This window comes from Geomonas azotofigens (assembly GCF_018919395.1).
Classification (GTDB): Bacteria; Desulfobacterota; Desulfuromonadia; order Geobacterales; family Geobacteraceae; genus Geomonas; species Geomonas azotofigens.
Genome location: NZ_JAHLME010000010.1, coordinates 56,973 through 68,896 on the forward strand (window position 1 = coordinate 56,973; position 11,924 = coordinate 68,896).

Consider the following 11,924-nt stretch of genomic DNA (forward strand, 5'->3'; position numbering starts at 1 on the left):
TCCGTCACAGTTTGTTCTCGGACATCTTTTGAAGAAGATCCTGCCAAAGCCGCAACCGGCTGGACTTGCCGGCGGGCTTGCCCATGCCCCTTTGCTTGGCGAGCCACAGCCCGGAACCGTTGAAGCTCAGGATCGGCATCAGGTCGTTGCGCTTGGAGGCGTGGTCTATGGAGTCGACCAGGTTGTCGAGCACGAGCGGTTCCGCCTCGGGCGTAGCGTAGTAGGTGAGCACCATGTGGTGGATGTTGTAGCGCAGCGCCTTGACGTAGGTGATGCGGAGCCGGTCGTCCTCCACCCCCATCGCCTTCAGGGTGAAGTACTTGGCGATGGCGAAATCCTCGCAGTCCCCCGCCCCCTTGGCCAGAAACTCGATGGGGGTGGCCCAGTAGTCCTCGACCCCCCAGACGTCCCAGTCGGTGTCGAAGCGGAGCCTCTCGTTGAAGAAACGATTCACCTTCTCGAGCTTGTCGCGGTCGTTGCGGCTTTTGTCCCGCGCGATGAGCTCCTCCCAGGCGGTCAGCCGCCGGTAGGCTTCCCGGCCGTACTTCCTCTCGGCCTGTTGCAGCACCGAGCGGTCGACGCTGAAGTTGCCGGCGGGGAGCACGGTGCCGGCGAGCAACAACGCCGCCAGGAAGGCGGCCAGGGACAGCGATGTCAGTTGTTTCAGGTAGTTGCCCACGTTTATCCCGGGAAGGTGCCCTTTCTCTAAAAAAAAGCCCGGACCGTCCTTGAGGCTGGCGGCGATCCGGGGCTCTAATATACAGCGCTCTCTCGGGATAGTCTACGGTGTTGCGGCGGCCGTGGTCACCTTGCCGTTGTAGTCGGGAGCCTGCAGGCCCAGGGTGGGGAGCAGGCGCGACATGCCGTTAAGGATCCGGTACTCGGCGTACTTCTGGTCGTACTGGGCGTTGACCAGGCTCGCCTTGGCGTTGATCAGCTCGGCCTGGGTGTCGAGGAGGTCGAACATGGTCCTTCTGCCGATGGACCACTGGGCGGCGAAGGCGTCGGCGGTCTGGCCGGCGGCCTTGACGTAGTCGTCGAGGTACTTGACCCGTTCCTGGGCGGAGCGGTTGGCCTCCCAGGAGAGCCGGATCGACTGCACCGTCTGGCGCCTGGTGTTCTCCAGGATCTCCTGCGCCTCGTACACCTCACTCTGGGTCTGGCCGATGCGCGCCTTGTTCCAGCCGCCGTTCAGGATGTTGAAGGTGAGGGTCGCGGTCCCCAGGAACTCCTCGCGCTGCCCCGGCAGGTCGTTGTAGTCCTTGAGCCAGCGGTAGTCGAGGGCCAGGTCGAGGCTCGGGTAGAGCAAGCTTTTCGCCGCCTCGTGCTGGGCCGTTCTCTCCTGCACCCCCTCGCGGGCGGACTTGAGGGCCTGGTTCCCCCCCACGGCCAGTTCCTCGGCCTCATCCTTGGTCTTTGGGAGCAGCGGAGCGACCGACTGGGGCTCGGCGAGCTCGCCGGGGAGGTAGCCGATCACCGCCTGGTAGTCGGCGAGGCTGTCGGAGAGGTTGGCCTGGGCGGCGGCGAGGTTGCTCTCCGCGAGCGCCACGCGTCCCTTGACCTGTTCGAAATCGGCCCGGCGGTCGACGCCGGACTCGCTTCTGAGTTTCACCTGGTCATGGATGCGCAGGTGGTTGGTGAGGTTCTCCTGGGCGAGGGCCAAAAGCTTCTCGCTCTTCAGGACGTTGAGATAGACCTTGGAGGCAAGGAGCGCGTTGTTCTCCGCGGAGCTGCCGAGCTGGTACTGCTGCGCCCGGGCCCTGGCTTCCTGGCGCTCGACCTCGCTTTGGGTCCCGAAGAAGCGGAACACGTTCTGGCGCACGCTCACCGTCGCGGTGTTGGGGTAGACGGTACCGAAGGTCGGCTCGTGCTGACGGGTCACCCCGGCCGCGAGCGAGACGTCCATGGTGGGGAGGTAGCCGGCCTTGGCCTGGCGCACTTCCTTCTCCCGCGCCACCTTGTTGTAGTAGTTCGCCCGCACCTCGGGGTTGGAGCGAAGCATGTACTGCACGGCGTCCTGGAGCGTCTCCGCCTGGGCGGCACCGACTCCCGACACGAGCATCCCCAATGCCAATACTGTCACTAATTTCCTGTTTCGTGGCATAGCATCCCTTCCTGTGGTCTCATATGAATAACTGCAAATTAAAAAAACCAAATTTTTACGCGCTTGACCCATTATATACCGAGTAGTTGCTAATGTCGACACACATATTATGTCCAAATAATAAATTTGCAAATATTATTTTTTGTGGCTAATATATGCCGCCCGCTCCGTCAACCATAAAGAATCATATGCCATTTGACACGGCGGGATTTAATAGTAGCTTAGTAGTACGCTTTGGCAAGCCTGTGAGAACAAAGTAGTTTTTTAATGCAATCTAATACAACTGAAACGGAGAAGAAGACTTGAAACGACATGCATTGATGATGATGGCAATGGCGTTGCTCCTTGCCTCCCGTCCCGGGGTGTCGGCCGCAGCCGACGCGAAGCCGGGTGGTAGTCCGGCGAGCAACAGGGTGGGGACCTTCTCGATGTCCCCGATCGTGGGTGGTGTCTCCTTTGACGGGGAGCAGCACCTGGAGACCGCGCCGGTATTCGGCCTGCGCGCGGGATACAACTTCACCCGTAACCTCGAGGCGGAGGCGCTTGTCGACTACGCCAAGACCCGCGGCACGCTGGTCGACAGCAACACCGATTTCATCCGCTACGGCGCGGACCTCCTGTGGAACTTCAGGCCCGACGAGAAGTTCGTCCCCAACATCGCCGCCGGTTACGCGGGGACGCAAGTCAAGTCCGACACCAAGGGGTCCTTCGACCTGGGCGCCGGCTTCAAGTATTTCGTCACCGAGGACATGGCCTGGCGCGGCGACGTGCGAGGCGTCTTCATCGACAACAAGTTCGACCGCTACGCCATCGAGTACACCACGGGGATCTACATCCCCTTCGGCGCCACGCCGCCGGTGGCGAAGCTCCCGGCACCGCCGCCGCCACCCGAGCCGGTGGCGAGGCCGCTCCCCGCTGCGCAGCCGACCCTGAACCTGACCGTGCCGCCTCCGCCGGTCCCGGTCCCGGTGGCCGCTCCCGAGGTCTCCCTGGCCGCCGCCCCCGCCTCCATCAAGAAGGGTGAGAAGTCGGTGCTGACCTGGCAGAGCAAGCGGGCCGACAACTGCGAGATGCGCCCCGACGTGGGCGACGTCGCGGCGAACGGTTCCACGACGGTCGCCCCGGCGGCCGACACCATCTACACCGTGACCTGCAAGGGCAAGGGTGGCAACGCCTCGGCCAACGCGGCCGTGATGGTGGCCCAGCCGACCCTGGCGGAGAAGCGCTTCTGCAACCAGCCCGCGGTGCTGATGATCAACTTCGACACCGACAAGTGGAACGTGAAGCCGCAGTACCACGCCGAGCTGAAGACGGTGGGCGACTTCCTGAACGAGTTCCCCGAGGCGTACGGCGAAATCTCCGGGCACACCGACGGCACCGCGAGCGTCCCCTACAACCAGAGGCTCTCCGAAAGGCGCGCCCAGGCGGTGCGCGACTACATCGTCAAGAACTTCAACGTCGATCCCAAGCGGCTCACCGCCAAGGGGTACGGCAAGAGCCGCCCGGTGGCCACCAACAAGACCGCCGTGGGACGCGCCAAGAACAGGCGCATCGAGGCCAACCTGGTCTGCCAGAAAAACGGCGCCGCCTCGGCGCCGGCAGCCCAGCCGGTCGCGGCCCCGAAGGCCGCCCCCAAGGCCGCAGCGAAGAAAGGGAGCACCCCCGGAAAAAAGCCGGTAGCCCTGGTGCCAACGCAAGGTAGCGTCGCCGTCGATGGTGACGTTCCTCCTGCGCAACGCCAGGGCGAACCCGAAGCACGTTTTTTCCCGCAGGTAACCGCGCCGGTGGCCACCGCCGCCGGCGCGGCGACCCTGCCCGCCGCACAACGAAGGGGGGAGGAGGAGGCACGCTACTTCCCCCAGGCGACCGCACCCGAAGTGAAGGAGGGGGCCGTGCCCCCTCCGCTTCCCGCGGCCAGGCGCCAGGCGCCGGGCCCGGCGCTCAACCCGGACCAGCCGGCGCCGATGACGGCGCAGGCGGCCCCTGGGCCGGGTACCATGCCGACGGCGCAACTGGCGCCCCCCCAGCCCCCCCAGGTCGAGGGAGCCGTACCGGCCGTCAAGGTCGAGCCGGCGCCGACGCCGCCGGGGGTACCCCCGGCACAAAGAAGCAAGCAGGCAGCCATGCCTATCCCCGATACCCCCGCCACCTCAGCGCCGACCGCGCTCCCCACTACCGCCGCCGCGCCGGCCGTACCTCCCTTGGCTGCCGTTGCCGAAGCAGTACCCGTCGCCTCCGCGCTCAGAAAGCAGGAGCCCGAAGCACCGGCTCCCGACGAGGCACCCTTCGAGCTCAAGGCGACCACCCCCACCCCCGTGCCCGATGGCAGGATCGCCCTGACCGGCATCACCATCGACAGGGACGGTCTCAGCCTGTTCACGAGCGGCAAGGTGAACGAATTCAACCTGATCACCATGGTGGAGCCCTTCAGCCTGGTCATCGACCTCTACGGGGCGGTGAACGGCATCGGCCTTCCCAAGGCGCCGGTGGAGAAATTCGACCTCACCAACGTTCGTTTCAGAGAGTTCCCCGACCACCTCCAGATCACCCTCGACGCCGGCCGGGAGGAAATCATCCCCTACCGCAGCTTCAAGACCGACACCGGGTTGAGGATCAACATCAAGCCGAGAAGCAGTCACCACATAGGCCCCTGACCCGGCGCGTTAGGCGCGCACCCGTCAGCGGCTCACGATACGATGCTCTAAGTAGCTCATCCGTAAGGAGGAGTCTGACATGGACCACGGTATTGCATTGCGATGGAAACAGGCTGTCGTAGTGACGGGATTGGTGTCTCTTCTGGCCGCGCCGGCGGTTTTCGCCGCCGAGCCCCAGGCATCCGCCGCTCCGCTCCAGGAGGCGCCCACCGAGCAGGCGAGCGACCTGGGGCTCGAGCTCAGGCTGCAGATGGTGAAAAAGGATCTCCTGGTCATGCTCAACTTCGCCGAGCATTTCATCGCCAGCGGTGAGACCAAGACGGCGGCGCAGCTCCAGGCCCCCCTCGACGACTACTTAAGACGGCACGCCGACTACCTGGTGGTCCAGGCGGTGGACGGCGCCAACATCGAGATGACCCAGCTCTCCGCGGAGATCGCCCTGGTGAAGACGCGCCTTTTGATCGTGCTCAACTATCGCGACGATGCCGGTAGCGTCCTCACCGAGATGAAGAAGCTCTACGCTCCCTACCAGAAGATGTCGGTGCAGATCCAGGGCAAGACCACCACGCTGGACGAGGCCATCCGCCAGCTGGATACCGACCTGGCACGCATCGCCAAGAAATAACCGCGAAGGAGCCGCCGCCATGGACATTCTGGGCCTGATCACCATCAACCCCAACAGCTTCAACATCTGGTCGCTGAGGATCTCCCTCACCCTGACCACCAGCATTTTCATCATCGCCATGATCCTCGCGGTGCGGGCCTTCCAGCACGCGAAGGCGCTGGACCACAAGCACCTGGACAGCGTCAAGGACCAGCACGCCACCCCCGGGGATACCCTTTCCGAGAGCGTGGCCAAGATGCTCTGGGCTACCAGCCAAAGCGACAACACGACCGGCGCGGCGGCCCCCAAGGAGTTCCTCTACGACGCGACCCGCGAGGTGGCGCAGAACAACTTCAACGGCACCTTCGTGAACCGGATCTACATGTGCGCCAACCTCTTGCCTCCCATAGGCCTGTGGGGGACGGTCGCGGGCATGATCGTCATCTTCCTCTACACCGGCGACCCGGGGAGCGCCATCAACAACGGCGCCATCGGGACCAAGCTCTGGTCCACCTATTTCGCACTCATGTACTACGTCTTCCTGCAGGCGGTCTGCGTCGGCCTGGACGTGATCGCTAAGCGCTCCATCAACCGCGGCCTGCAGGTGAAGATCTAGGAGGGAACCATGCGCTCGGTGGGAACTTCGCGGAACCAGTGGCTCATCTCGTTCACCGACGTCGCCTTTTTGCTCCTCCTGGTCTTCACCCAGATGGCGCGGATGGACACCTCGAGCAGCCAGGTGGCCGAGATGCAGCTCCCCGCCCCGGTGGTGGCCAAGAGCCCCGAGCTGGTGGCGATGCAGTCCAACCCCGACTACCGCCAGCTCCTGGTGGAGAAGCACGGCGCGAAGCCGTACCGCCTGGTGCGCATCGTCAGGGGGAGGGAGGCGGCCCGGACCGATCCCCTCTCCTACGATGAGCTCTGCGCGGCGCTCAAGGCCTTGCAGGGGGACCGCGACCAGCCGCGGCCGGTGGTGGTGCCGCTGCCGGAATCCTACAGCAGCGACCTGTTGTCCGCGGCCGCGGTGGTGAGCAAGTACTGGAGCTCCAACGGGCTCGCCGTGGTGCACACCTCGCGCACCGGGGACAAGCCATGACCCTGCGCATCCAGAACGCCTGCGGCCATGGGGGGACGCGGCTTCGGCACATCCTGGTCTGCGCCGAGCACGAACTGCGCCCTCCGGTCCCGTGGTGGCTGCGCCTGCTGGTGGTGGCGGCGCTGGTCGTGGTCGCCCTTTGCGTGAGCCGTTTCCAGATGCCGGGGGCGCCGGCGGGCAAGCGCACCATCATGGACGTGAGCCGGCTGGAGCTGAAGGCGCCGCCGGAGAAGCCGAAAAAGGCGGTGCCCGTCGAGAGGCCGGTGGAGGCGCAGCAAAAGCCGCGCACCGTGTACGCCCTGGACGTGAAGCCGCCGCAGTACCGTCCGCCGGTATCGGTGAACCGGGAGCATCCCGGGGAGGCCGGGCAGCCCAGGAGCGCGCCGCTTCGGCACGAGGTGGACTACTCCGCGGCACTGCCCCGCCCGGCCATCGCCCGTTCCTACGGCTACCAGAGCGGATCCGAGGTGACCCTCTATCCGGCGGTGGCGCGGGAGCGCAAGGGGGCGCAGGCGTTCGATCTCGCAGCGGCCGAGGACGCCGCGCGGGTCCCGGCCACGAGGATCAGGCAGGAGGCGGGGAACGTCGAGGTGGGGGCGCGCCCGTCGCCAAAGAGCACCTACATCTACCGGGTGCGGGGCGGCCCGGCGAGTGCGGTTCCCGCCGCCGACGAACCGCTCGCCCGCCCGCAGCGCCCGTCCCGCGCCGTCGAGGTGGGGGGGAGCGCTCCGGCGCCGCGGGTGGCGGCGGTGCGGAGCGCGCCGGAGGTGACCATCGAGGAACCCAGGGGAGCGTCCTCCCCGGCGGTCCGGCAGCGCAGCAAGAGCCCGGCCGGGAGCGGCGCCGGGGGCTCGGAGGTGGCGCTCGCACGCGGGGTCTCTCTCATGAGCCTCAAGATCTGCGACAGTGCGCTGCAGCAGGAGGAAGCGATCAAGGCGGTATTGAGCGTGGTGGGGTCGCGCTCAAGCTGCACCAGTGCCAAGGGTGAGTTCCAGTTCAAGGGGACCAAACGCGTATCTTCCTTCAACCTCATGATCTTCCCGTCCAGAGGACGAGAGCCATCCCAGCGATGCGAGGAGTTGGATTATGCCTACGACTGCCTTAAGAAGAACTGACGTCAAACGGATCGTCGCATTCATCTTCTGCTGTCTGATGTGCCTGGTGCTCGGGGCCGCTCCCTCGTGGGGCGCACCCAGGAAGAAGGGGCACGCCGTGCCGGCCAAGAAGGAGCACAAGGTGGCCGCCGTGCAGGCGCCGGCCGCCGTTCCCCAGGTCAAGGAGTGGGGCCCCTATCTCGACGTCGCCTACGAGCTCACCTACTGGGACAAGAACGAGATCAAGGAGTGGCGCGAAAAGCGCGACCAGGAGATCGGGGAGACGCTCGCCTCCTACATCGCCACCTGGAACGGCAAGCTCATCTCGGGGCAGAAGGGGGAGCAGCCGCAGCTCTTCCGGGACCGGGATTACCTGAGGCTCGCCATCGCCCAGACCGTCGACTACCTGCAAAGCGACAGCCCCGAGAGCCTGGCCGCGGCGGCCAAGACCATCGAGAGCCTGAAGGGGAAGGCCTCGATGCCCGAGTTCGCCTACTGGTCGGGGATGGTGAAGGCGCTGCAGGCCCTGGAGCGCGATGACGCCGAGGATTTCGTGACCCAGGTGTACGGCATCTGGAACGGGTCGATCCTCTACATCGAGAAGAACGAGATCGCCACCGGCGCCACCAGCGGTTCCGTCCCGACCAACACCCCCTTCTACTACCGAAACCTCATCAACCTGGTGGTGAACCGGGCCATCATCGCCCGGAAGCTGGACGGCCTGAACGCGCTGGGCCCCCTGTTCGTGATGATGAACGACCGGAACCTCGGGGAGAAGGACAGCGAAGGGAAGTACACCAAGACCCTGGTGCAGCGCATCGTGGACGGGCTGAACGCGCCCGACTCGGACCGCTACCGGTTGAACTTCACCGTGGCGGCCATCGAATCCAAGCGCCTGCAGCAGGTGGCGAGCGCGAAGCTCGACGCCGAGGGGATGACCGAGACGGTGCAAAAGACCTACGAGCGGGCGCGGACCTACAACGACCTCTGCTTCAAGTGGGCGGCGGGCCCGAGGTCGAGCGGTGTCGTCATGGCGGCGGTCGACTACCTGGACATGACGAGCTTCGCCATCCCGCGTCTGGCCGACAACGAGAGCGCGGCGGCCTACAAGTTCTTCGTCACGCTGCCGGACCAGGAGGGGCGCACCGCGCTCCTGAAGTCGATGGCGATCTTCAACGACATCGCGCCGTATTCCGCCGGAGGGTGGGAGCGCGCCGGCTACCAGAGCCGCGAGCTGTACCTCAAGTCGGCGCACCGGCTCTGGCGGGCGATCATGGAACTCGCCCTTTGGACCGGCGACTTCTACCTCGTCAAGCTGAACACGACCCAGGACTCGCAGAACATCCAAAGCTACGCCACTTCGATGCAGATGGCGCTCAACTCCTACCTGAACTTCCTCACCGCGCAGCAGGGGAGGGGCTTCAACGACGTGATACCCGATTCCGCCTACTTCGGCGCCTTCGAGGCGAGCGACAAGGTTTCCTACGCCTACCGAAAGGTGAGCGAGTTCAGCACCGACAACGGCGCCTACAACCTCTGGTTCACGCACCGGCTCCTCTCGGCCGAGCTCTTCCCGCTCTCGTTGCGCGAGGTGCGCCAGACCTCGGCCACCCTCAAGAAGGACGGGCGCTACAACCTGTACCTCGACTACTACCTGCCGCTGGCGAGCCGCATCAAGCAGTCCCCGGCCATCAAGAAGTGGGTGAGCGCGCAGCGTCCCGAGACGGCGACGGCGAGCCTCGCCTACATCACCGCCATCGACAAGCTCTTCGCCGGCACGGCGACCGCGGACGCGCCCTCGGACACCCAGCTGGTCGCCTCGTTCCAGAGCATGCGCGAGGAGATGCAGAGGAATCCCGACCACCCGACCCACAACCTGTTGAAGCTCTTCTACCTGGAGGAGATTCAGAAGAACTCCAACTTTACCAAGCTCGTCAAGGAGCCCAACCGTCTGGACCGGCCGTTCTGAGTGGGCGGAGGGGGGGCAGAAGGGACTGGCTCCGTAAGGTGCCTGTCCCTCTAGGAACGCTCCTTTCAGCTCATCCTCCTTCTCAAAGCAAAGGGGACAGGCACCTGGCGGAGCCAGTCCCCTCATAAAAAAGCCCTCTACTACACAGAGGGCTTTTTTTCGTCTCGTGCTTGGCATTGGCCAAGACACCGGTAATATATGATCTCTATTTTTACTGTCGGTAGGTATGGCAGGAGTAAAGTGAGATCTCTGTAATCTCGATCACTATGTCAGTCTAGTACCAAGGTACAATAGACATGGTTTCCCCCCAGAGATATCTTTACCATAACCAAATTTAGCGGCTCCCTTTCACGCTTCACTATCTAATAAATTGGAGAATGGTCATGGCACAGAACAATCAGGCAGCAGGGCACCAGGTGGTAGGTAAGGTTGTCATTCTGTACGGAACGGTGAAAGCGATATCCCCCGATGGTGCGATTCGTCTGCTCATGCCGAACAGCCCGATCTTTGCCGACGACCGCATCGTCACCGAGAGTGACGGCAGCGCATCGATCGTTTTCGACGGTGCCCAGGGGAACCAGCTTGACCTTGGCCGGATGATGAACGTCGCCATCGACCATGACGTCTACGGCACCGTGATGTCCGGTGACACAACGGATACCACCGCCGAGGTGGCCCAGATCCAGCAGGCCTTGGCGACCGGCGACCAGCCCATCGAGCTGGAAGCGCCGGCAGCCGGCGGTCCCGCCGATGCGGGCGGCACCCACCCCATCTACGTCGTCACCGCGACCGGGGAGGAAGTGCTGCCGACTGGCGGCGTGACCACCACCGGTGTCACCTTCGGGACGACAGGCGCGATCGAAGGGCCTGTTACCGTAGCCACGACTTCACCAGTTCTTCCTACAGGACCTGGCGTTGGTTCAGATCACGGCTCTGTCACGGAAGATGCCTCGAATCCGACTCTCTCTACGACGGGCACACTAACTGTTACCGACACCTTCGGCAATCATTACAGCATTAACACGGCTGTTGCACCGGTTGCGAGTGAAGGTGCATTGGGAAATATCAACATCGATAGCGCGGGGCACTGGACCTACAGCGTTGCCAATTCCGCGGTGCAGTACCTGGGCGCTGACGATGTTAAAGTTGAGCACTTCACGGTGCAGAGTGTAGACGGCACGACCCATGACATCGAGATCAAGATCAACGGCACCAACGACGCTCCGCAACTTACAAACGACACCTTTGCCGCCAACGACGTCAACGCAGTTAAAGAAGATGTAACCTCTACTGCGAGCGGCAACGTACTCACGAACGACATCGACCCCGACGGCGATACCCTGACGGTAACCACAACGGATGCAATGGCCGGCACGTACGGCAGTGTAACTATTGCCGCTGACGGCAGCTACACCTACACGCTGAACAACGATGCCGCCAATGTCCAGGCGCTGAAGGACGGGCAGGTCGTCCACGACACATTCACCTACAGCGTCAGCGACGGTCACGGCGGCACTGCCAGTGCCACATTGACGATCGACATCAACGGCACGAACGACGGTCCGCAACTTACAAACGACACCTTTGCCGCCAACGACGTCAACGCAGTAAAAGAAGATGTGACCTTGACTGCGAGCGGCAACGTACTCACGAACGACATCGACCCTGACGGTGATACCCTGACGGTAACCACAACGGATGCAATGGCCGGCACGTACGGCAGTGTAACTATTGCCGCCGACGGCAGCTACACCTACACGCTGAACAACGATGCCGCCAATGTCCAGGCGCTGAAGGACGGTCAGGTTGCCCATGACATATTCACCTACAGCGTCAGCGACGGTCACGGCGGCACTGCCAGTGCCACATTGACGATCGACATCAACGGCACGAACGACGGTCCGAAACTTACAAACGACACGTTTGCCGCTAACGACGTCAATGCAGTAAAAGAAGATGTGACCTTGACTGCGAGCGGCAACGTACTAACGAACGACATCGACCCTGACGGCGATACCCTGACGGTAACCACAACGGATGCAATGGCCGGCACGTACGGCAGTGTAACTATTGCCGCCGACGGCAGCTACACCTACACGCTGAACAACGATGCCGCCAATGTCCAGGCGCTGAAGGACGGGCAGGTTGTCCACGACACATTCACCTACAGCGTCAGCGACGGTCACGGCGGCACTGCCAGTGCCACATTGACGATCGACATCAACGGCACGAACGACGGTTCGAAACTTACAAACGACACCAATACGGTAGCTGAAGACCACCCGGCCAAAGGCAACGTCCTTACCAACGACTCGGATGTCGACAACACCCTTACCGTCGCCAGCTTCCAGGTTGCCGGTGACAGCCATGTTTACACCTACGGCGAAACCGCCGACATCGCCG

The 11,924-nt window shown here is 63.6% G+C and carries 9 protein-coding genes; 7 read left to right on the plus strand and 2 right to left on the minus strand.

The window, feature by feature from the left end:
• Positions 1 to 4: 4 nt before the first annotated feature.
• Together KOL99_RS20610 and KOL99_RS20615 are read right to left on the minus strand one after the other, a co-directional pair.
• Positions 5 to 679 (minus strand): transglutaminase-like cysteine peptidase, encoded by a 675-nt coding sequence (locus KOL99_RS20610; protein ID WP_216512344.1) that lies wholly within the window; start codon positions 677 to 679, stop codon positions 5 to 7.
• A gap of 102 nt (positions 680 to 781) precedes the next feature.
• On the minus strand, positions 782 to 2,083 hold the full coding sequence (locus KOL99_RS20615; RefSeq protein WP_216512345.1) for a TolC family outer membrane protein: 1,302 nt from the start codon (positions 2,081 to 2,083) through the stop codon (positions 782 to 784).
• Positions 2,084 to 2,406: 323 nt separating this feature from the next.
• On the opposite strand from KOL99_RS20615, the gene KOL99_RS20620 reads away from it, so the two are divergent.
• The 7 genes from KOL99_RS20620 to KOL99_RS20650 all read left to right on the plus strand — a co-directional run.
• Positions 2,407 to 4,758 (plus strand): OmpA family protein, encoded by a 2,352-nt coding sequence (locus KOL99_RS20620; protein ID WP_216512346.1) that lies wholly within the window; start codon positions 2,407 to 2,409, stop codon positions 4,756 to 4,758.
• A 79-nt stretch (positions 4,759 to 4,837) separates the two neighbouring features.
• Positions 4,838 to 5,383 carry a hypothetical protein gene (locus KOL99_RS20625; protein ID WP_216512347.1) on the plus strand — a complete coding sequence of 182 codons (546 nt, stop codon included), beginning with the start codon at positions 4,838 to 4,840 and terminating at the stop codon, positions 5,381 to 5,383.
• Between the two features lie 19 nt (positions 5,384 to 5,402).
• Positions 5,403 to 5,978 (plus strand): hypothetical protein, encoded by a 576-nt coding sequence (locus KOL99_RS20630; protein WP_216512348.1) that lies wholly within the window; start codon positions 5,403 to 5,405, stop codon positions 5,976 to 5,978.
• Positions 5,979 to 5,987: 9 nt separating this feature from the next.
• On the plus strand, positions 5,988 to 6,458 hold the full coding sequence (locus KOL99_RS20635; RefSeq protein ID WP_216512349.1) for a hypothetical protein: 471 nt from the start codon (positions 5,988 to 5,990) through the stop codon (positions 6,456 to 6,458).
• Positions 6,455 to 7,573, plus strand: coding sequence for a hypothetical protein (locus KOL99_RS20640; RefSeq protein WP_216512350.1), 1,119 nt, complete (start codon positions 6,455 to 6,457; stop codon positions 7,571 to 7,573). The genes KOL99_RS20635 and KOL99_RS20640 overlap by 4 nt, the downstream gene beginning before the upstream one ends.
• On the plus strand, positions 7,545 to 9,521 hold the full coding sequence (locus KOL99_RS20645; protein WP_216512351.1) for a hypothetical protein: 1,977 nt from the start codon (positions 7,545 to 7,547) through the stop codon (positions 9,519 to 9,521). Before KOL99_RS20640 ends, KOL99_RS20645 begins: the two co-directional genes overlap by 29 nt.
• Before the next feature lie 383 nt (positions 9,522 to 9,904).
• On the plus strand, positions 9,905 to 11,924 hold a 2,020-nt coding region (locus KOL99_RS20650), incomplete at its 3' end, for a retention module-containing protein (RefSeq protein ID WP_216512352.1).